This is a genomic window from Amycolatopsis sp. NPDC104863 (assembly GCF_055582965.1).
In genome coordinates this window covers 300,849-324,484 of sequence record NZ_JBVJOW010000006.1, presented here as the reverse complement: position 1 = coordinate 324,484, position 23,636 = coordinate 300,849, and the positions used below count along the sequence as shown (strand labels likewise).

The window sequence follows — 23,636 nt, the reverse complement described above, 5'->3', positions numbered from 1 at the left end:
TTCCTCTACGGCACGGTTCGGGTGGTTCGGGGGGCGGGACGGGTCAGGAAGCCTTGCGGCGGCGGGCGATCCGGCCGCCGGACTGCATCGCGCTGACGGTCCCGGTGGCCGGGTCGGTCAGGAAGCGGCCGCCGACGATCCGGCGGCCGGTGGCGGGCTCGCGCACCGAGAACGCCCCGTTGTCGAGCACCGCGAGCTCCGGGTAGACCTCGCCGTCGACGACCAGGACCGCGCCGCCGTCGGCGTGCACGTCGACGTGGTATTCGAGATCGCCGTTGGTGTAGCGGCCGGACAGGCCGGCCGGCGGGTGCGTGGCACGCGCCCCGTCACCGGGCAGCTCGTAGTCGCCGACCGGCAGCCCCGCGGTGCGCAGTTCGGCGACCAGGTCCCCCCACAGCGCCGAGCCCGAGCCGGAGTTGGTGGTGAGCGCGACGACGCGGTCGTGCTCAGGGTCCACCCGCAGGTGGCAGGAGGTGCCGTCGGCGGTGCCGTCGTGCCCGGTCCAGTCCGCGTCGGCGCCCCGGTAGGCGGCGAGGCCGAGACCCCAGCCGTCGGCCAGGCCGAAGGATTCGGCGCCCGGTACCGGCCGCCGCATCAGCTCGAGCAGGTCGTCCGGCAGCGGGCTCTCGCCGCCGCCGTACATGCGGCCGAACGCGACGAGGTCTTCCGCGCTCAGCGCGAGCGCTCCCGCCGCGGCCTCGACGCCGCTCAGGGTCTGCGCGACCGGCCGGGCGCGGCCGGTGACCGCGTGCACCGCGTGCCCGCTGACGTGGGCGTCGGCGCGGCGCCGCGCGCCCGGCTCGACGACGAACGCCGGGACGATGCCGAGCGCTTCGAGCAGCAGCGTGTCCATGGCCTCCCACCAGCTCATGCCGGTGATGGCCTCGACCACGTAGCCGGCGAGGACGTACCCGACGTTGGAGTAGGAGAAGCCCAGCCCGGGCTGCTGGAAGAGGCCGGCGTCGCGGCACGCCCGCAGGTACCGGCGGGCCGACGCGGTGCTCTCGCCGGCCCCGAGCGCGGCCGGCAGGCCGCCGGTGTGGCTCAGGACCTGCGCGATCGTGGGTCTGCCGACCTGGGGGCCGAGGTCGGCGAGGTGCTCCCCGAGGGCGTCGTCGGGCTCCAGGTCGCCGTCGGCGACCAGCAGCAGCGCGAGCGCCGCGGTGAACGCCTTCGTGATGGAGCCGACCGGGAACTTCGAGGCGGCGGTGACGTCGCCGACCGCGACGGACCGCGTCCGGCCGCCGTCGCGGATCGCCAGCTGGGCCGCGGGCACCTGGTGCTTGCGGGCCAGGCCCGCCAGCAGGCGCCGCAGCCGCTCGTCCTCGGGGACGGCCGGACCGGGTTGGACCGGGAGGTGGATGGTCTGGGAGAACGTCGAAGAAGAGAGCACGAGCAAGAAACCTTCCGCGTTGGTTCGGGTCCGTGTGGGGCCGGGGTCAGGCGTCGGCGGCCATCTGCCGCTGCAGGCTGAGCGGCCGCATGTCGGTCCACACCTCGTCGACGTGGTCCATGCACTCCTGGCGGCCGCCGCGGAAACCGTCGGCGCGCCAGCCTGCGGGCACCTCGTTCGTCAGCGGCCAGAGCGAGTACTGACCCTCGTCGTTGACCAGCACCTGGAACTCGATGTCGTCCTGCATGTCGTTTCCTTTCTCGGGTTCGATCAGAGGTCTTGGCCGGCGGCGAGCCGTTCGAGGTCCCGCAGGACCCGTTCTTCGACGAGCTCGGCCAACGCGAGCACCGTGCCGGCGGCGAGCACGTCCTTGGGGGTGAGCTGGACGTCGAAGGCGGACTTGGTCATCGACGTGATCCGCAGGCTGCGCACGGAATCCCCGCCGAGGGCGAAGAAGTTGTCCTCGACGCCGACGCGGTCGAGGCCGAGCGCCTCGGCCCAGATCGCGGCGAGGACCTCTTCGGTTTCGGTTTCCGGGGCCGCGTAGTCCGCGCCGGCTTCCGGCGCGGCGGGCGCGGGCAGCGCCCGCCGGTCCAGCTTTCCGTTGGCGGTCAACGGAAGTGCGTCGAGCGCGACGAAGGCGGCGGGCACCAGGTGCGCCGGCAGGGTCGCGGCGAGGTGCTCCCGCAGCCCGGCCGCCGAACCGGCGACGACGTAGGCGACCAGCCGCTGGTCGAGCGCGACGACGGCGGCGTCCCGGACGTCCGGGTGGGTCCGCAGGGCCGCCGCGATCTCCCCGGGCTCGATCCGGAAGCCGCGGATCTTGACCTGGTCGTCGGCGCGGCCGAGGAACTCCAGCGTCCCCCCGGCCCGCCACCGCACCAGGTCGCCGGTGCGGTACATCCGGGTGCCGGGCGCGCCGAAGGGGTCGGCGAGGAACCGCGACGCGGTCAGCCCCGGCCGGTTCAGATAGCCGCGGGCGACGCCGGACCCGGACACGTACAGCTCCCCGGGCGCGCCGATCGGCACCGGCCGCAGCGCGGCGTCGAGGACGTGGACGCGGGTGTTGCGGATCGGCCGGCCGATCGGCGGCGTGCGGCCGGGCTCCAGCGGGTCGCTCCAGGTGGCGACCACGGTGATCTCGGTGGGGCCGTAGGCGTTGACCATCCGGCGGCCCGGCGCCCAGCGGGTGACGAGGTCGGCCGTGCAGGCGTCGCCGCCGACCACCAGCGTCCGGAACTCCGGCAGCGCCACGTCGGGCACGCTCGCCATCGCCACCGGCGGGATCAGCGCGTGGGTGACGCCCCGGTCGCGCAGCACCCCGGCCAGCTGTTCGCCGAGCAACGGGCCGGGCGGGGGCACGACCAGCGCGGCCCCGGCGGGCAGGGCCATGCACAGCTCCAGCACGGAGGCGTCGAAACTGGGCGAGGAGAACTGGAGCACCCGGTCGCCGGGCCGGACGTCGAAGTGGTCGATCTCGGCGCCGGAGAAGCTCGCCAGCCCGGCGTGGGTGACCACGACGCCCTTCGGGGTGCCGGTCGAGCCGGACGTGTAGATCACGTAGGCGGGCGCAGTGAGCGGCACAGCCCGGGTGAACGGCTCGGCCGAGCTCTCCGGGTCGTCAAGAACGGCCATTTCGGCGGGGGTCAGCACGACGACCGGGGCCGCGTCTTCGATCATGAACGCGATGCGCTCGGCCGGGTAGTCCGGGTCGATCGGCAGGTAGGCGGCGCCGGTCTTGAGCACGGCCAGCTGCGCGACGACGATGTCCACCGAGCGTGGCAGGGCGAGCGCGACGATCCGCTCCGGCCCGGCGCCGCGCGCGGCCAGCGTCCGGGCCAGCCGGTTGGCGCGAGCGTCCAGCTCGGCGAAGGTCAGGCTCTTGGTTTCGGCGAGCACCGCGGCGGCGTCCGGGGTCCGGGCCACCTGCGCCTCGACGAGCTGGGTCAGGGTCATCGGCTCGACGTCGTGGCGGGTGTCGTTGAACGCCAGCAGGATCTCGTCGCGTTCGGCCGCGGTCAGGACGTCGAATGTCCCCAGTAGACGGTCCGGCTCGTCGGCGAGCACGCCGAGCACGTGCTCGAGCTGTCCGGCCAGCCGCTCGACAGTCGCCGGGTCGAACAACGCCGGGTCGTAACCCAGTCCGAGCGACAGGCGCGGGCCCGGCGAGGCCACGACGCTGAGCGGATAACTGGTCGTCTCCCTCGCGTCGAGGTCGCGCAGGCGCACGCCGTGCCCGGCGACGTTGTCGGCGGTGACCGGGTAGTTCTCGAACACCACGATGCTGTCGAACAGGTTCTGGCCCCCGTCGACACCGCTCCAGCCCTGAACCGCGGTCAGCGGGACGTGCTCGAAGCGGCGCGATTCCGCTTGTGCGGCCTGCAGATCACGCAGCCAGGCGGCGACCGGCGCGGCCGGGTCCACCGTGACCCGCACCGGCAGGGTGTTGATGAAGATGCCGGTGATGTCGTCGACCCCGGCCAGCCCGGCCGGGCGGCCGGACACGGTCGCGCCGAAGCAGACGTCGTCCTCGCCGCTGTGGCGGGACAGCAGCAGCGCCCACGCGCCCTGCACGATCGCATTGACCGTCAGGCGCTCTCGCCGGGCGAACGCCGCGAGCCGGGCGGTCCGGTCCTCGTCGAGGTCCCGGCCGACCCACACCGACGAGCTCGCCTCGTGGGCGGCGGCCGGCGTCCGGTCGCAGGGCAACGGCGTCGGCTCGGTGACGTCGTCGAGTTCGCGGCGCCAGTACTCCTCCGCACCGGCTTGGCCCTGCGCGCCGAGCCAGGTCACGTAGTCGCCGAACGGCCGCCGGTTCGGCAGGACCGGCGCGACGCCGTCGCGCAGGGCGGCGTAGGCGACCAAGACGTCCGACAGCACCTGGAAGACGCTCCAGCCGTCCAGCAGCACGTGGTGGAACGTCCAGAGGAGCTGGACGGCGTCGCCGGGCAGCCGGGCCAGCGTGACCCGCAGCAACGGCGCAGCCGCCAGGTCGAACGGCATCGCACGGTCGCGGGCGAGCAGGTCGCGCAGGGCTTCGGCGGCATCGAGGTCCCGCCAGTCGAGTTCGGTGACCGGCAGGCGCACGTCGCGGTGCACCACCAGCAGCGGGTCGGCGACGTCCTCCCAGACCACGCTGCCGCGCAGGACCGGCGTCCGGTCGACGACGTGCTGCCAGGCCCCGGCGAGCGCGTGCGGGTCGGTGACCCCGTCGAGGACGGCGGTGACCTGTTCGAAGTAGACCCCTTGCGCCTGCTGGGAAAGCCCGTGGAAGACCATGCCGGCCTGCATCGGGGTCAGCGGGTGGAGGTCGGCCACGGCCTGGCCGTCGCCGGCGATCCGGTCGACCTGCCGCTGGTCCAGTCCGGCCAGGGGGAAGTCGGACGGCGTCCGGCCGCCGGCCCCGGGCTCGGCGCAGTGCGCGACGACTTCGCCGAGCGCGGCCACCAGGTCGGCGGCGAGCCGCTCGACCGTCTCGGCGGTGTGCACCCCGGGCGAGTAGTACCAGGTCAGCTCCAGGGAGTCGGCCTCCACGCGCCCGACGACGTCGAGCAGGTGCGCCCGGCCCGCGCCTTCGCCGATCGCGGAGTCCAGGCTGCCGGCCGCGCCTTCGAACCGGCCCAGGTAGTTGAAGCCGATCTCGGCGTCGACCGCGGGCGCGGTCCCGGTCAGGTACCGCAGCGCGCCGTAGCCCACGCCCCGGCGGGGTACCGCGCGCAGTTGTTCCTTCACCGACTTGAGCAGGGCTGCCCAGTCGTCGTCGATCCGCAGCGCGACCGGGTACATCGAGGTGAACCAGCCGACCGTGCGGGACAGGTCGACGTCGTCGAACAGGTCCTCGCGGCCGTGGCCCTCCAGGTCGACCAGCACGCGGTCGCGTCCGGTCCAGCGGGCCAGGACCCGGCCGAGCGCGGCCAGCAGCACGTCGTTGACCTGCGTCCGGTAGGTGCCCGGGACGTCCTGCAGCAGGGCTCGGGTCAGCTCGGCGTCCAAGCGTGCGGTGATCGTCTCGGTGGCGCCGTCCGTTGTCCGGCCGTCGACGGGCAGGGCAGGGTCGACCGCGAGAGCTGTGCGCCAGTAGGGCAGTTCGTCGTCGAACCCGCCGGCGGACGCTCGGTCGGCGAGCCGGTTGGCCCAGTCGCGGAACGACGTCGTCTTCGGCGGCAGCGGGCGCCGCTCGTAAGCGGCTTCCAGGTCCTCCAGCAGGATGCGCCACGAGACGCCGTCGACGACCAGGTGGTCGACGGTGAGCCGCAGGACGGCCGGTTCGAGCAGTTCGGCGGACAGCAGTGGCCCGGTGGCGACGTCGATGGCGGCACCGAGGATCTCGGCCGGTTCGGCCGGGGCGTTGACCTGGCCCTCGCCGGTGAACCGCATCCGCAGCGCGTCGTGGTGCCCGGCCAGCGCGGCCAGCGCCGCACGAAGCCGGTCGACGTCGAAGGGTTCGGCCCGCTCGACCCGGACGGACTGCGTGAAGTCCGCGGCGGCGCCGAAGTCCCCGCTGAAGAACCAGTGCTGGATCGGGGTCAGGGCGGCGGGGCCGCTGACCGGGCCCTGCTCGGCCACGGTCACCGCGGCCGTCCCGGCGGTGACGGCCAGCGCCGCGACGGTCTGGTGGGCGAACAGGTCCCGCGGGGTGAGCGCGAGGCCGTGGCGCCGGGCCCGGGAGACGACCTGGATGCTCAGGATCGAGTCGCCGCCCAGCTCGAAGAAGTTGTCCTCGATCCCGACCGCGGGCACGCCGAGCACGCCGGCCCACACCTCGGCGAGGATCCGCTCGGTCTCGGTGCGGGGCGGCAGGTAGCCGGCCGCCGGTTCCGCGGCCGGTTCCGGCAGCGCCTGCCGGTCGACCTTCCCGTTGCGGCTCAACGGAAGCGCGTCGAGCGTGACGAAAGCGGCGGGCACCATGTAGTCGGGCAGGTCCCGCTGCAGCCATGCGCGCAGGTCGGTCGTCGTGGCGGTGCCGACCAGGTAGGCGACGAGCCGCTTGTCACGGGTGACGACGACGGCTTCGGCGACGCACTCGTGTGCGGCCAGGGCGTTCTCGATCTCGGCCGGCTCGATGCGGAACCCGCGGATCTTGACCTGGTCGTCGGCTCGGCCGACGAACTCCAGCACCCCGCTCACCGACCAGCGGACGACGTCGCCGGTGCGGTACATCCGCTCGCCGGGCGCGCCGAACGGGCTGGCGACGAACCGTTCCGCGGTGAGCCCGGGCTGGCCGAGGTAGCCACGCGCGACGCCGGTGCCGGCGACGAACAGCTCCCCCGCCACGCCCGGCGGGACCGGCCGCAGCCCGGCGTCGAGGACGTAAGCGGCCATGTTGTCGAGCGGACCGCCGATCGGCACCACGTCGGGCACCGGCTCCTCCGGCGGCAGGACGCAGCGGCTGGCGAAGGTCGTGGTCTCGGTCGGGCCGTAGCCGTCGACGACGGTCAGGCCCGGGCACGCGTCGCGCACCTGGCGGACGGCGGACGCGGGGACGACGTCACCGCCGGTCCACACCTCCCGGACCCCGCGCAGGCACGCCGGGTCTTCCTGCGCCAGCAGGCGGAACAGGCCCGCGGTCAGCCACAGCGCGCTCACGTGCTGCTCGGCGACGAGCCCGCGCAGGACGTCGGCGTCGACGTCTCCCGGCGGCGCGACGACGACCCGGCCGCCGTTCAGCAGCGGCACCCACACCTCGTACGTCGAGGCGTCGAACGCCTGCGGCGAATGCAGCAGCACGCTCCGGTGCGCCTCGCCCGCGAAGGAGCGATCCGACGCCAAGCCGACGACGTCGTGGTGGGTCACCGCGACACCCTTCGGCGTTCCCGTCGAGCCGGACGTGTACATCACGTACGCCAGGTTTTCCGGTCGCACCAGGACATCCGGCGCATGGTCCGGACTGTCGAGAGTCTCGCCGACCAACACCGTCGGTCCATTGTGGACGTCCTCATGGGACCCATCGGTGACGACGACCGAGACGTCCGCTTCGGCCAGCACGAGCCGCATCCGGGCGGCGGGGGCGCGCAGGTCGACCGGCACGTACGCCGCCCCGGCCTTGAGCACGGCCAGTTCGGCGACGACCAGGTCGGCCGAGCGCTCCAGGAGCAGCCCGATCCGGTCTTCGACGCCGACGCCCAGCGAAATCAGGCGGTGGGCCAGCCGGTTCGCGCGGGCGTCCAGCTCGGCGTAGGACAGCTGCCCGAGGGCCGGAGCGTCCGGCGTCCGCCGCACCTGGTCGGCGAACCGGCTCACCACCGTGGCCGGGGCGACCGGGTGCGCTGTGGTGTTGAACGTCCGCAGCACGCGGTCGCGGTCGTGCTCGGTCAGCAGGTCCAGCTCGCCGACCGGCCGGTCGGGCGCGGCGGCGATGCGGTCCAGGACGAGCAGCAGGTGCCCGGCCAGCCGCTCGATCGTGCTCCCGTCGAACAGCTCGGGGTCGTGGTCGAACGACACGGCCAGCCGCTCCCCCGGCGTGACGACCACGCTCAGCGGGTAGTTCGTCGGCTGCAGCTCGCCGTCCTCGTGCAAGCCGATCCCGTGCGCGGCGATCTCGTCGGCGTCGAAGGGATAGTTCTCGAAGACGAGGATGCTGTCGAACAGCCCGGCGCCCATCCGGGCCAGGGACACGAAGTCGTACTGCCGGGCCCTGGCCTGCGCCGCCTGCAGGTCGCGCAGCCACCCGGCCACAGTCTGTCCGTCCGGGACGGTGACGCGGCTGGGCAGCGTGTTGATGAACAACCCGACCATCGCCTCGACACCAGGCAGGTCGGCCGGGCGGCCGGAGACGGTGGTGCCGAACACGACGTCGGTTTCGCCGCTGTGCCGGGACAGCACGAGGCCCCACGCGCCCTGCACGATGGTGTTGAGGGTCAACCCGGCGCGCCGGGCCAGCTCCCGCAGCCCTTCGGCCGGCGCCGACACGTGGTGGGACGCGGTGGACCGGGTGCGGTGCACCTCCTGCGGCCGCCGGTCGTACGGCAGCGGGGTCGGCGTGCGCACCCCGGCCAGCTCGTCGTGCCAGTGTCGTTCGGCGGCCTCGGTGTCCTGCACGCCGAGCCAGCGCAGGTAGTCGCGGAACGGCGGCCGGGGCGCCGGCGTGGCGGCGCCGGCGTAGCGGGCGCAGACCTCGCCGAACACCTGGGCAGCGCTCCAGCCGTCGAGCAGCACGTGGTGGAACGTCCACAGCATGAGGACGTCACCGCCGGGAAGCCGGGCGAACGCCAGCCGCATCAGCGGCGCGGTGGCGAGGTCGAAGCCCAGCTCCCGGTCTTCTTCGAGGAACCGTTCGCGGTCGTCGTGCCCGGTCCAGTCCAGGTGCGTGACCGGCACCGGCGCGGACCGCTCGACAACCTGGACGGGTTCGTCGAGGCCGTCCCAGACGACGCGGCTGCGCAGCACCGGTGTGGCCGCGACGACGTCCTGCCAAGCCTGGGCCAGGCGCTCGGGGTCGGTGACGCCGGTCAGCCGCAGCCGCACCTGGTTGAGGTAGGTGCCGGTCGCGCCGTCGACGAGGCTGTGGAACACCATGCCCGACTGCATCGGGGTGAGCGGGTAGATGTCCTCGACTCCGGCGCCGGTCCCGGCGAGGCGGTCCACGGCGGCCTGGTCGAGCCGGGCCAGCGGGAAGTCCGACGGCGTGCGGCCGCCGGCGTCCGGGCGGGCGCAGTGCCCGACGATCCCGGTGAGGGCGGTCAGCAGCGCGTCGGCGAGCCGGCGGACGGTGTCTTCGGTGTGCACCTGGTCCGAGTAGTGCCAGGTCAGTTCGAGCCGGTCGCCGACGACCGCGCCGACGACGTCGAGCAGGTGCCCGCGAGCCTGGTCGGGGTGGGCCGCGCCGTCGAGGCCGCCGCTGTGGTCGAACCGGCCCAGGTAGTTGAAACTGATCCCGGGTTCGACGTGCGGGGCGGTGCCGGCGAGGAAGCGGAGGGCGCCGTAACCGACGCCCCGGCGGGGCACCGCGCGCAGCTGTTCCTTGGTCTGCTTCAGCGCGTCGCCCCAGTCGCCGCCGGGCACGTCGAGCGCGACCGGGAAGATCGAGGTGAACCAGCCGACGGTGCGGGAAAGGTCGATCCCGGGGAACAGGTCTTCCCGCCCGTGCCCTTCGAGGTCGACCAGGACGCGGTCGCGGCCCGTCCAGTCCGCGAGGACCCGGCCGAGCGCGGTCAGCAGGACGTCGTTGACCTGCGTCCGGTAGGCGCCCGGGACGTCGTGCAGCACCGCGCGGGTCGCCTCGGCGGGCAGCCGGACGGTCACCGACCGGGCCGAGCCGTAGGTGTTGGCGCCGGTCGCGTCGACCGGGAGCGCCGGGTCGGCGTCCGTGGCGGCCCAGTGGGCGAGTTCGTCGTCGAAGCCGCCCGTGGCGGCGTGCTCGGCCAGGGTGCGGGCCCAGTCGCGGAAGGACGTCGTGCGGGCGGGGAGTTCGCCGCCGGCGAGGAGGGTTTCCAGGTCTTCCAGGAGGATCCGCCACGAGACGCCGTCGACCACCAGGTGGTGAGCGGAGAGCGTCAGCGTGGTGCCGTCGAGGTCGGCGCGCAGCAGCGGTCCGCGCTCGAGGTCGATGGTGGCGCCGAGAACGTCCTGGGCGTCGGGCGCGTGGTGCTGGCCGCCGTCGGTGAACCGCAGCCGCAACGCGTCGTGGTGCACCTGCAGTTCCCGCAGTGCACGGCTCAGCGCCGCCCGATCGGGTGAAGGCAGGTCGATCGAGACCGACTGGACGAACTGCTCGGGGTGCACCGGCTCCGGGTCGAGGTACCAGTGCTGGACGGGCGTCAGCGGCGCGTCGCCGGTCACCGGTCCCTCGTCGGCCGTGGCCGCAGCGGGGGTGGTGTTCGCGGCGAGCGCGAGCGCGGCGACGGTCGGGTGGTCGAACACCTGGCCCGGCATGAGGTCCAGCCCGGCCCGGCGGGCCCGGGAGACGACCTGGATGCTCAGGATGGAGTCGCCGCCGAGTTCGAAGAAGTTGTCGTCGGCGCCGACCCGGTCCACCCGCAGGACTTCGGCCCAGACGCCGGCCAGCAGCCGCTCGGCGTCGGTGCCGGGCTCGCGGTACGCCCGCTCCGGCGCCCGGTCCGGCGTGGGCAGCGCCCGCCGGTCGACCTTGCCGTTGTCGTTGAGCGGCAGCGCTTCCAGCGGAACGTAGGTCGCGGGGACGAGGTAGTCCGGCAGCGATCGGAGCAGGAACTCGCGCAGGTCCGGCGTCCCGGTCGCGACGACGTAGGCGACGAGCCGCTTGGTCCCGGCGTTCTCCGCGGCGACGACAACGGCCTCGGTGACGTCCGGGTGTGCGGTGAGCGCGGTCTCGATCTCCCCCAGCTCGATGCGGAAGCCGCGGATCTTGACCTGGTCGTCGGCCCGGCCGGCGAATTCCAGGACCCCGTCGCGGGTCCAGCGGACGAAGTCGCCGGTGCGGTACATCCGGGCGCCCGGCGCGCCGAAGGGGTCGGCGAGGAACCGTTCGGCGGTGAGAGCGGGCTGCCCGAGGTAGCCGCGGGCCAGTCCCGTGCCGGCGAGGTACAGCTCGCCGATGACGCCCGGCGGGACCGGCCGCAGCCCGGCGTCGAGCACGTAGGCCGCCATGTTGTCCTGCGGCCGGCCGATCGGGAGCACGTCGGGCACCGGCTCGCCCGGCGGCAGGACGAGGTGGCTGGCGAAAGTCGTCGTCTCGGTCGGCCCGTAGACGTCCACCACGGCCAGCCCGGGACACGCCGCCAGCACCTGGCGCACCGCGGCGGGGGGAACCACGTCGCCGCCGGTCCACACCTCGCGGACCCCCTGCAGGCAGCCGGGATCCTCCTGAGCCAGCACCCGGAACAACCCCGCCGTCAGGAACAGCGCGCGCACCCCGTGCGCGGTGACCACACGACGCAGCACCCGGGCATCGAGGTCGCCCTGCGGCGCGACGACCACGCGACCGCCGCTGAGCAGCGGCACCCACACCTCGTACGTCGACGCGTCGAACGCCTGCGGGGAGTGCATCAGCACGGACCGGTGCGCGGGTCGGGCGAAACAGCGGTCCAGTGCCAGCCCGATGATGTCGCGGTGGGTCACCGCCACGCCCTTCGGCGTCCCCGTCGACCCCGACGTGTACATCACGTACGCCAGGTTTTCCGCGCTCAGCGCCACATCCGGCGTGCTCGCCGGCTCGTCGACGGGCTCGCCGACCAGCACCGTCGATCCACTGTGGACGCTTTGGTCCGCATCGTCGGTCACCAGCACGCGCACGCCGTCGAGCAGCGTCGTCAGCCGCTCCCGCGGCGCCCGGGCGTCCAGCGGCAGGTAGGCGCCACCGGCCTTGAGCACCGCGAGTTCGGCGACGACGACGTCCGCCGACCGGCGCAGCAGCAGCGCGACCAGCTCGTCCGGGCGGGTGCCGAGCGCGATCAAGCGGTGGGCCAGCCGGTTGGCACGGACGTCGAGTTCCGCGTAGGTCAGGGTTTTCTCGCCGGTGACGGCGACCGCGTCGGGGGTGCGCCGGACCTGCTGGGCGAACAGCTCCGGCACGGTCGCGGCCGGGAGTTCCTGCGCGGTGTCGTTCCAGCGGACCAGGACGTCGTGCCGCTCGGCGCCGGTGAGCATCCGCAGGTCGGCGACGGGCCGGTCCAGTCCGGCCCCGAGCTCGGTGAGCAGCGTGCTCAGGTGCCCGGCGAACCCGGCGACCGTCTCGGCGTCGAACAGCGCCGGGTCGTAGCCGAAGGCCAGGTCCAGGCGGTCCTCACCGGGGTAGGCGACGACGCTGAGCGGGTAGTTGGTGGTCTCGACGCCTCGCAGCTCGCGCAGCCCGAGCCCGTCGGTGACCGGGTAGTTCTCGAAGACGAGCAGCGTGTCGAACGGGGTCACCGGCGGCGCGTACTCGAACCGCCGGGCGTCGGCCTGCGCGGCTTGCAGGTCCCGCAGCCAGTCGCGGGCGGTGGCCCGGTCGTCGACGTCGGTGACCAGCGGCAGGGTCGTGATGAACATGCCGGTGATCTCGTCGACCCCGGCCAGTTCGGCGGGCCGCCCGGCGACCGTGGTGCCGAAGCAGACCTCGGGCCGTCCGCCGTGGCGGGCCAGCAGCACGGCCCAGGCGCCCTGGACGAGGGTGTTCAGGGTCAGGCCGTGGCGCTGCGCGGCGGCCCGCAGGGGCCCGGCCGGCACGTCGACGCGCAGCGAGGCCGTCGACTCGACGGTGTGCCGCTCGGGAGTGCGGTCGGTCCGCAGCCGGACCGGCTCCGGGCGTCCGGAAAGCAGTTCGCGCCAATATGTTTCCGCGGCGGAGGAGTCCTGTTCGGACAGCCAGCGGACGTGGTCGCGGAACGGGCGCCGGGTGGGCAGCGGCCGGCCGGCGTGTGCCGCGGAGACGTCGGAGAGCACCTGGAAGAGGCTCCAGCCGTCCAGCAGGAGGTGGTGGAACGTCCAGACGACCCGGACTTCGGTCGCCGACAGCCGCGCGATGAACAGCCGCGTCAGCGGTACCGCGGTCAGGTCGAGCCCGGCCGCGCGGTCGGCGGCCAGCACGGCGTCCAGGTCTTCGGGATCGGTGGTCCAGTCGCGGTGGTCGACGGGCAGGGTGACCTGCCGGTGGACGACCTGCACGGGGACGTCGACGCCGTCCCAGACGACCCGGCTGCGCAGCACCGGCGTCCGGTCCACGACCTGCCGCCACGCGCGGGCGAGGGCGGCCGGGTCGGCGACGCCGGTCATCACGAACGTGACCTGCTGAAGGTAGGCGGACCGGGCGTCGCCGGTGAGCCCGTGGAAGAGCATCCCGGTCTGCGCCGGGGTGAGCGGGTAGACGTCCTCGACGTCGCGGCCGTCTCCGACGACCGTGTCCACGCCTGCCTGGTCGAGGCGCGCCAGCGGGAAGTCCGACGGCGTGCGGCCGCCGGCGCCGGGCTCCGTGCAGTGCGCGGCGATGTCGGCGAGGCCGTGCACGAGGTCGTCGGCGACCGCGGAGATGGTGGCCTCGCGGTGCAGGCGGTCTGAGTAGAACCAGGTGATTTCCAGGCGGCCATCGGTGACGCGGGCGACTACGTCGACGGCGTGCGCACGGATCGCGCCGGGGCTCTGCGAGAGTTCCAGGTCCCGCTCGAGCCCGTGGTAGAGGTCGCCGGTCACTTCGAAGCGGCCGAGGTAGTTGAAGCTGAGCCGCGGCGTCACCTCGGGAGCGGTGCCGGTCAGGTAACGCAGCACGCCGTAGGACAGCCCGCGTGCCGGGATCGCGCGCAGCTGTTCCTTGGTCCGCTTCAGGGCCTCGCCCCAGTCGCCGCCGGGCACGTCGAGCGCGACCGGGAACAGGGACGTGAACCAGCCGACCGTGCGGGAGAGGTCGACGTCGTCGAACAGCTCCTCGCGGCCGTGCCCTTCGAGGTCGAGCAGGACCCGGTCGGCGCCGGTCCAGCGGCGCAGGGCCCCGCCGAGCGCGGTCAGCAGGACGTCGTTGACCTGCGTCCGGTAGACACCCGGGACGTCCTGCAGCAGCGCGCGGGTCAGCTCGGCGTCCAGCCTGGTGGTGACGGTCCGGGTACTGGCCACGGTGTTGTCGTCGTCGGTGTCGAGCGGGATCTGGGTGCCGTCGACCGCACGCCAGTGACCGAGGTCCTCGGCGAAGGAGTGCGCGGCGAGCCGGGCCGACCAGTCCTGGAAGGACGTGGTCCGCGGGCTCAGTTCGCGGCCGTGATAAGCGTGGTCGAGGTCCTCCAGGAGGATCCGCCAGGACACGCCGTCCACGACCAGGTGGTGCACGGCGAGGTGCAGCGTGGTGCCGGTCAGGTCCGCACTCAGCAGCGGGCCGTGTTCGAGGTCGATCGTCGCGCCGAAGACGTCGATGTCGCCCGGCTCGGCGTGGTGCTCGGTCCAGCCGGTTTCGGTGCGGCGGAACCGCAGCCGCAGGGCGTCGTGGTGGCCGGCGACGGTGTTCACCGCGGCGCGCAGCCGGGTCTCGTCGACGTCGTCGGCCAGGCGGACGCTGAGCTGCTGGGCGAAGTGGTCCGGGTCGGCCGGGTCGGCGTCGAGGAACCAGCGCTGGATCGGGGTCGGCGTCACCGCACCGGTCGCTGCCTCCCGCGCCACAGCCGGAGCCGCGGTGCCGGCGGCCGCGGCGAGCGCGGCGATCGTCTGGTGCCGGAAGACGTCGCGGGTGGTGATCTTCAGGCCGGCTTTCGCGGCCTCGGACACCAGGCGAATGCTGAGGATCGAGTCTCCGCCCAGCTCGAAGAAGTTGTCCTCGACGCCGACCTCGGGCAGCCCGAGGGCGTCGGCCCAGATCTCGGCGAGCACCCGTTCGGCCGGGGTCCGCGGTGCCACGCGGGTGGTGGCGCCCGCCCAGTCGGGGGCGGGCAGGGCACGCCGGTCGAGCTTGCCGCTGGGGTTGAGCGGCAGCCGGTCGAGCGGCACGAACGCCGAGGGCACCAGGTGCGCGGGCAACGAGCCGGCGAGGAACTCGCGCAGGTCGGCAGGCGCAGCCGGGACCACGTAGGCGACCAGGCGCTGGTGACCACCGTCCTTGCGCGCGACCACGACGGCCTCGGTGACGTCCGGGTGCTGCCGCAGCGCGGCTTCCACCTCGCCGGGCTCGATCCGGAAGCCGCGGATCTTGACCTGGTCGTCGGCGCGGCCCAGGTATTCCAGCTCGCCCCGCACGGTCCAGCGCACGACGTCGCCGGTCCGGTACATCCGGGCGCCGGGCGTGGCGAAGGGGTCGGCGACGAACCGGCCGGCGGTCAGCCCCGGCCGGCCGAGGTACCCGCGGGCCACGCCGGCGCCACCGAGGTGCAGTTCGCCGGGGACGCCGACGGGCACCGGCCGCAGCCCGGCGTCGAGGACGTAGGCGTGGATCCCGGCGACCGGACGGCCGATCGGCGGCGTGCGGTCGGTGTCGTGGTACCACGCCGTGGCGTACACAGTGGACTCGGTCGGGCCGTAGATGTTCGCGATCCGGCTGTCCGGCAGCGCTTTCCGGATGTCGCGCAGCGCGTGCAGGGTCAGCGCCTCACCGGCCAGGACCACCGTCGAGGGCCACACGGAAACCGCGCCCTGGGACAGCAGTTGCGCGAACGCCGACGGCACACCGCTCACCAGGCCGACTTCCCGGCCGGCGTCCGCCTGCTCGCCGAGGGCCAGCACGTCCCGGACGATCTCGACGGTGGCGCCCGCCATCAACGGCGCGAAGAGCTCGAACACCGAAACGTCGAAGTTGAGCGACGTCGACGCGACGACGGTCGATCCGGGTCGCAGGACGTCACCGAGGTCGGCGGCCGCCCAGGCCATCAGGTTCGCCGCGCTGCGGTGGGCGATCACGACACCCTTGGGACGGCCGGTCGAGCCGGACGTGTGGATCACGTAGGCGGGGTTGGCCGGGTCGGGCCCGCCGGCGACCGGCGCCGCCGACCGGCCGGCGAGCAGGCCGGGGTCGTCGAAGGCCACCGAGGCTCCTTCGCCGTCCGCGGTGAGCATCAGGACCGGGGCCGCGTCGTCGAGGATGAGCGCGATCCGGTCGGCCGGGTAGGCCGGGTCGACCGGCAGGTACGCCGCGCCGGACTTGAGAACGCCGAGCAGCGCCACCAGCAGCCGTTCCGTGCGCGGCAGCGAGACGGCGACGAGCCGCTCGGGTCCGGCGCCGTGCTCGCGCAGCACCCGCGCCAGCTGGTTGGCTTGGTCGTCGAGCTCCCGGTAGGTCAGCCGGCGGCCGCCACAGACGACGGCGACCGCGTCCGGGGTGCGGGCCACCTGGTCCTCGAACAACCGGGGCAGGGTGGGCGCGGGGACCTCGACGGCCGGGCCGCGCGAAAGCTCGTGCAGCCGACCCAGCTCGACACTGTCCATCATGGACAGTTCGGCCGGCGGCCGGTGCGGGTCGGCGACGACGGCTTCGGCCAGCACCTTCAGGTGCCCGGCGAACCGGTCGATCGTGGCCGCGTCGAACAGGGCGGTGTTGTACTCGATCGCGACGCCGCGGCCGTGCGGCTGGAACTCCAGCACGAGGTCGAACCGGGCCCGGGGGCGGGGCAGGTCGTGCTCGCCCAGGCGCAGGGCGCCCGCCTCCCGGGGCCGGACGAGGTCCTGCTGGAGTACGAGCAGGACCTGCGCCAGCGGCGTGCGGCCCGGGTCACGGGCCGGCCGCAGGTCGTCGACGACCTGGTCGAAGGGCACCTCGCCGGCGGCGAACGCCGCCAGCGCCGTTTCCTTGACCTGGCCGAGGAACGCGTCGAAGGGCTGAGCCGGGTCGACCGCGGAGCGCAGGACGAGCGTGTTGACGAAGAACCCGGCCAGGCGCTCCAGCTGGTCGTGGTCGCGCCCGGACACGGCGGTGCCGACGGCGATGTCGTCCTGCCCGGTGTAGCGGGCCAGCAGCAGCTGGACCACCGCGGTCAGGGTCGTGAACAGGGTGGTGCCGGTGTCCTGGCCGAGAGCGGCCAGGCCGCGGGCGAGCTCGTCCGGCAGCGCGTAGCGGCGGATGGCGCCGCGCGTTTCGCGGACGGGCGGGCGCGGGCGGTCGGTGGGCAGCTCCAGGGGCTCCAGCCCGGCCAGCTGCTCGCGCCAGTACGTCAGCTGACGCTCGCGCAGCGGGCCGGCCAGGCGCTCGTGGTGCCAGCGGGAGTAGTCGCGGTACCCGATCGGAGCCGGCAAGAGCTCTTCCCCCGCGTACAGCGCGGCGAGCTCGTCGACGAGCAGGCCGACCGACCAGCCGTCGGTGACGATGTGGTGCTGGCACAGGAGCAGGAGGTGCTCGTCCGGGCCGAGACGGATCAGTGTGGCGCGGGTGAGCGGCCCGGCGGCCAGGTCGAAGGGGCGGTCCAGCTCGGCCGCGAGCAGCGCGTCCAGGTCGTCGCCGGCTTCGGTCTCGCGCATCGGGATCGTCCCGGTTCCGGCGACCACCTGGACGCCCTGCCCGTCGACGGTGCGGAACGTCGTCCGGAGGGCCTCGTGCCGCGCGACCAGGCTGTCCAGTGCGGTACGCAAGGCTTCGCGGTCGAGCGGGCCGGACAGCGTGAGCCCGACGCCGGCGTTGTACTCGGTGCTACCCGGGTTCTGCTCGTCGAGCATCCACAGCCGGCGCTGGACCGGTGAGATCGGCACGACGTCTTCGTGGGCGACGCGCTCGATCCGGCCGCTCACCGGGCGGTCGCCCTCGGGCAGCAGCGCGGCGAGCTTCGTGATGGTCCGGGCGTCGAACACCACCCGCGGCGACAGGTCCGCGCCGAAGCGGGCGCGGATCCGGGCCAGCACCCGGGCGCCGAGGATCGAGTCACCGCCGAGTTCGAAGAAGTCCGCCTCGACGCCGACTTCGGGTACCCCGAGCAGGTCGGCCCAGATGCCGGCCAGGATCCGCTCGGTCGCGGTTCTCGGCGGGGTGTGGGTCGCGCGCACCTGCGCGGCCCAGTCGGGCTCCGGGAGCGCGTCGCGGTCGAGCTTGCCGTGCGTGGTCAGCGGCATCCGGTCGACCGGGACGAAGGCGGCGGGCACCAGGTACGGCGGCAGCTTGTCGGCCACGGCCGCGCGCAGGGCGGCCGGCTCGGCGTCTCCCGCGACGTAGGCGACCAGGCGCTTGACGCCGGGCTGGTCCTCACGGGCGACGACGACCGCTTCCCGGACGTCCGGGCGACTCAGCAGCAGCGCTTCGATCTCGCCGGGTTCGATGCGGAAGCCGCGGATCTTGACCTGGTGGTCGGTTCGCCCGACGAACTCCAGCTCGCCGCCGGCGGTCCGGCGGACGACGTCACCGGTGCGGTACATACGGCTGCCCGGCGCGCCGAAGGGGTCGGCGACGAACCGGCTCGCGGTCAGGCCCGGCCGGTCGAGGTAGCCGCGGGCCAGGCTCGGGCCGGCGAGGTGCAGTTCGCCGGTGGTGGCCGGGCGCAGCGCCTCGTCGAGCACGTGGACCGTGGTCTCGGGCAGCGGCTTGCCGATGGGCGGGGTCCCGCCGGGCGCGAGCGGGTCGCTCCAGGTGGCCACGACGGTCGCCTCGGTGGGACCGTAGGAGTTGATCATCCGGCGGCCGGGCGCCCAGGTCCGGACCAGTTCGGGCGGGCAGGCGTCCCCGCCGACGACCACGGTGCGGAAGTCCGGCAGGCCCGCGGCGTGCGCGGCGGACAGCGTGGCCAGCGCGACCGGCGGGATCAGGGCGTGGGTGACCCGGTGCTCGGCGAGGACCCCGGCGAGCCGGTCGCCCAGCAGCGGGCCGGCGGGCGGGACGACGAGCGCGGCGCCCGAAGGCAGCGCCATGCCCAGCTCCAGGATCGAGGCGTCGAAACTGGGTGAGGAGAACTCGAGGACCCGGTCGCCGGGGCGGACGTCGTAGCGGTCCCGCATCGCGGCGAAGAACCCGGCCAGGCCGCGGTGGGTGACGAGCACGCCCTTGGGGACGCCGGTCGAGCCGGAGGTGTAGATCAGGTACGCGGGGTGGCCGACGTGCAGCGGGCGCGTCCGGTCCGCGTCCGTGAGGTCGTGGCCGGGCCGGCCGTCGAGCAGCCCGGGCCGGTCGAGCGCGATCGTGGTCGTGGTTCCGACACCCTCGGGTGCGGCGGCCGAGCGGGTCAGGACGAGCACCGGCCGCGCGTCGGCCAGCATGAAGGCGATCCGCTCGGCGGGGTGGTCCGGATCGATCGGCAGGAACGCCGCGCCGGCCTTGGCCGCCGCCAGCTGCGCGACGACCAGGTCGGCCGACCGCGGCAGCGCGAGCGCGACGACCGTTTCCGGTCCGCAGCCGTGCTCGACGAGCACGCGCGCCAGCCGGTTCGCCCGAACGTTCAGCTGTGCGTAGGTCAGCGTCCCGTCCGCGCCGGTCAGAGCGGGCGCGAGAGGACAGCGAACGGCTTGCGCCTGGAACAGTTCGGCGAGGTGCGCGGGCGTCGGCACGCTGGAGGACGCCGTCCCGGTCACGGCGACCGGGACGTCAGAAAACGGCATTTTCCAGAACCTTTCGAGCACGGTGAGATCGGCGCCGGACCAGCCGGCCGCCGGAAAGTACGAAAGACGGGTTTACCGGGGTTTCGTCACTGTGGTATCGGCCGGAACCGATCAACAAAAGGGCGCACCACGCGGCACCGATGATCGCGAAGACATGCACAAGATCCTTTCTCGAACCAGCAGCACAGCAGCGAACTTCGGAACCCGTCCCGAGCCGGCAGCCACCCCTGACTGTCGACACCGAGGCGTCGCCGCGGAAATTCCGCGAAGACCTCGGATCTTCGGACGGAAAGTAGGTCGACCCGGCGGTCCGTGATCCCCCAACAGCCGGATTCGCCATTCACGTTACCCAGCCGAGATGGGGCTCGTACCGCCAAACGGAGCATCACAGCAAATCCTCGGAAAAAGTCTCGAAAGGCCATCACTCAGCGGGAAACACCGCGCTCCGAGCAGTTCACCCTTCTGCCGAATCTGTACCACCAATGACGGGTTTGACGCCCAGAAAACCCTCCTACCTGCGACTATCGGGCACTCGACGACGCCATCGGCAACGCCGTCTCCCAGGTTTCGGGATCACCCGATTGACATGTAACGAGAATGACCACACAAAGACGGTGGCCGAAAACAGATTCGTGATCACCCACGGAACCCGACAAATGGCCAACCGGACGACAGAACTCCGCATGACCGGCGACGCATTGATCAACCCGGACACACCGACCACATCCGGTGATCTTTTGACGCGCCGGTGGCCGCTCTCGACATAAGAGCGTCCGAAATGACCGGCATTGACGATCGACTACGCCGGATGTCCTCGACATCGCTCCAGTTCATCGATCTTGCCCGAGGAGGAAGACGGCGCAGGCACGCTACCGCTCAAGCCGATCTCGGTGAGGTGTCACCGGCGGTGTACCCGCGCCTCCCGGCCTCAACCCGCCGTGCGTTGTGGCCTTGCCCACCCGAGACCGACCGTGTCAATCCAGGCCACTCCCGACATCGGCCCGTTCGGCTCGGACGGGCGGGGGAACGACGAGCACGAACCGGTCGACGCCGTCGGCGCACTGGCCGTGACCCGGGTACACCCGCTCGCCGACCCCGGCGTCGACGTGATCGCCGGCTACCCCTTGCAAGAGCCGGACGCCGTCGACCTGGTCGCCGCTGCCCGTCGTGCTGGACGTCACCGCGCACCGGCCCGGACCGGGGAATGCCGGGTGCCGACGGCGGGCAACCCGTTCTTGCGACGGCACACGAATTCGCGGCGAAACTCTCTATTTCAGTTGAGGGGCCTCGGAGACGATCTCGGACATCGACTTCTCGATCGCCGTCGCGAGGCGGATCCGGTCGGTGGTCGACTGCGCCAGCCTGAGCAGGAGCCCAGGCCGGGCACGGTCGGTCTCTTCGGCCCACTTCCGGAGCTCTGCGGGCCCGGCCTCGGGCGCGTACCGCCACAGGTCCCGTTTGATGCGGGCGGTCGAGCCGGCATCGGGCTTCGGCAAAGTGCGCTCGAAGAACTCCAGCAGCCCGTCGAGCGCCTGTAGGACGTGGACGCACTTCACCAGGGCACCCGGCCGCGCTGCGGCGAGCATGCCGAGGAGCTGGGAAAATTCGGCGTACCCGCGGTCTGCCCGCTCGGAGAACTCGGCGAGCAGCGCTTCCTCGGTCATCGGGCGGTCGAAGATCCGAGCCCGCACGACATCGACTTCGCCCCGGCGGGCATGCCGGGGCCGCCGGACGACGACGAATACAGCGGCCACCGCGAGCACGAATCCCACTGACCCATCCACGACTTGCTCGACGTCGCCGGGCAGCGGCAGGTCGATCGCCAGACACGCACCCACCGCGGCAATGACGCCCAATGCCGCCCAGCGCCCCGGCGATCTGAGGTGCTCCAGCCGAGCCAGAACGGCCGCGGCGTACCCACGCAACTCAGTGCGCTCACGGAAGAGGTCGGCCGCGATCCGGTGCGGAAACCACCATGACGGCACGCCCCCGGGATCGCGCAAGATCGTGGCTGCCGTGAACAGCGGCCAACTCCAGAACAGCAAGAAGAAGACGTCTCCCAGCACACGACCGAGGTCGAGCCGGGCGACGTCGAGAACGAGTTTTGGTACGGAGACCGCGGTAAACAAGGGCGCCCCCCATACCGCCAGCAGCACCAAGCCCCGGGGCACCCAGCGGGCGCGGGCGGGCACGGCCACGGCACGCCTCCGCATCAGCGCCGCCGCGGCCCCGACTATCGCGGCAATCCCGACGCCAGAGGCGACGGCCGACAGATCGGGAGCAGTGACCACCGACAACAGGACAAGCGCCGCGACGACGAAATAGTAGGCTCTGGCCGCCGAAACGACCTTGTCGAGCACAGGACGCAGGAATCCGCGGCCGTCGGCCGGCACGTTCTGCAGCGGCAGGATCCCCTTTTCCCAGGCTTCCAGCGCCCGACTGACCAACACCAAACGTTCTTTGAGCGTAGGGGCCGGGTCGAGCCGCACCATGGTGGCGATAGTCGCGATCGTACGATTGTCATAGCCCAGCGACACGGTCTGCCGGTACAACTCGAGAATGCGTTCCGGCGAAGCGAGCACCAGCAGGGTGAGGGCGACCTCGCGGTCGCGCAGACCGCCGCCCAGCACCGCGAGCCACAGGACATGGTCGATGAGGGCCACGCGGCCGGCGCTGAATGTGGTCACGACTCCGAGCCGGTCGAGTTCTGCCCCCACGGTCAGTGCCTGTTTCAGCGCTTCCGGCCACTTGAACGTGCCCAGCGGGGGTAGCGCCGGCGCGGCTCGACCGTCTTCAGGGAGCTGGACCCATTCGCCGATCAGAGTTTCGATCTGTCCGACGACGTGCCGGACGAACGGCTCGTCGCCGCAATGCAGCGCCGTGATCAGCACGGCTCGAGTGGTCTCAGTGCGCAGCAGGGCGGCGAGCGGTACCGATTGATGTGCCCGCGTCAGGTGCCCGGAGGCCAGGTGGACGCCGACGATCGGGTATCGAAAGACGAACGCACCGTGGTCGACGCGCACGAGCCCGGCCGCCCGCAGCGGGGCGGCGTCCACGTCGCTGACCGGGCCAGCCAGGCCACCACCATCGACGAGGATCCGGTAGGCGATCTCCTCCGCGCGTTCGCGTGGCGAGCCGCCCGGCGTGCCGAGCGCGGTACGGCGGCCGAGCTGCTCGGCGACGAACGACTCGACCATATCCCGCACGGATTTCCGGTCCGCGTCGACCAGTTGCGGGCCGAACTGGGCGATCAGCGCGGGGTCGGCGAACGCCGGCGCCAGCTTCCACTCGGCGAGGGGTGGCTTGACCCGGCTCTTGACGCCCTGGCGCTGCAACAGCTTGTTGAGCACGTGCAGGTCGGGTGGCCGCGGCGTCAGCACCGTACCGGCGTCCGGGAACTCTTTGCGCACCACGACGAGCGCGCGGTCGTGATCGCGGTGCGCCATGAAGTTCCGCACTGCCTCGAAGTACTGCTCTTCCTGCTCGCGCGAGAGCTCTGTGCCGAGATCGAACGTGAACAACCAGCGCGGACCGGCGCCGGAGTCCAGGTACTCCTTCACGACCGTGCGCAAAGCGGTGTCGTCTTGGGCGACACTGGCCAGGACGTGCTCGCGGACCGTATCCACCGTGATGGGGCCGTCGATCGCGGGCAGCCGATGAGCCGAGACGTGCACGGCCAGGTCCCGGGGCCGGTTGCGTTGCTGGGCGCGGGCGCATACATCGACCACCGAGTATCCGGTTTCGAAGCTCTTGCCGCTGTTGGCCGGTCCCGCCACCACCGTCACCGACGCGGTGGGCAGCTTGCGGACGTCCAGCCGCCGCAACAACGTGACCCGGTTTTCCGCGAGCCACGCGGCACCGGTGCGCTGCTGGAAGGCGAGCGGCACATGGTTGGCGAAGTCGGGCTGGCGGACCGATGCCTCCACCGCCGCGGCGATTCGCCAGGCCCGCGCCCGGTGTTCGCTGGGGGCGAGCAGCACGGCCAGCGCCCCGGCGACGACCATCAGCGCCCCGGCGAGGAGCGTGCTGCTCAGCACCCAGTTCCCGGCGGCCCACGGCGGCGAACGGCGGGCGATGAGTGCGTGCGCCGCCGAGGCCGCTGCGAGCACACCGAGCAGAACGACCAGCCAGCCGATCAGGGGTCGAAAGGACCGCGCCGGTGCCCGCCCGCGGACGAACTCGACCAGGAAGGCCAGGAAGGCCAGCGCGGAAGCCGCACCCGCCAACTGCCCCTCGGCAGCCTCGATCCCTGCCAGCAGGCCATGAAGGTCGTCGAGCACCGGTGATCTCCTCCTCACACCCGTACACGCCACCCGCGGAAACACCGGTCGCGTACGGGTATACGCCCGCAGCCGCCTCGGTGTTACGGGAA

5 protein-coding genes are annotated in these 23,636 nt (G+C 72.8%); all 5 read right to left on the bottom strand.

Features of this window, described 5'->3' with window-relative positions; all coding sequences use genetic code 11:
• Window positions 1-43: 43 nt before the first annotated feature.
• Entirely contained in the window at window positions 44-1,393 is a 1,350-nt protein-coding gene (locus ACZ63J_RS32175; protein WP_465399574.1) for a serine hydrolase domain-containing protein, read from the bottom strand.
• A gap of 46 nt (window positions 1,394-1,439) precedes the next feature.
• Complete coding sequence (locus tag ACZ63J_RS32170) at window positions 1,440-1,640, bottom strand: MbtH family protein (RefSeq protein ID WP_247050600.1); 201 nt, start codon at window positions 1,638-1,640, stop codon at window positions 1,440-1,442.
• A gap of 23 nt (window positions 1,641-1,663) precedes the next feature.
• A complete protein-coding gene (locus tag ACZ63J_RS32165) occupies window positions 1,664-19,264 on the bottom strand; it encodes a non-ribosomal peptide synthetase (RefSeq protein ID WP_465399573.1) in 17,601 nt (5,866 codons plus the stop codon).
• A gap of 974 nt (window positions 19,265-20,238) precedes the next feature.
• On the bottom strand, window positions 20,239-20,445 hold the full coding sequence (locus tag ACZ63J_RS32160) for a hypothetical protein (RefSeq protein ID WP_465399572.1): 207 nt from the start codon (window positions 20,443-20,445) through the stop codon (window positions 20,239-20,241).
• 87 nt (window positions 20,446-20,532) lie between these two features.
• The gene (locus ACZ63J_RS32155; RefSeq protein ID WP_465399571.1) at window positions 20,533-23,544 is read right to left on the bottom strand and encodes an NACHT domain-containing protein; all 3,012 of its coding nucleotides are present in this window, start codon (window positions 23,542-23,544) and stop codon (window positions 20,533-20,535) included.
• Window positions 23,545-23,636: the final 92 nt, after the last annotated feature.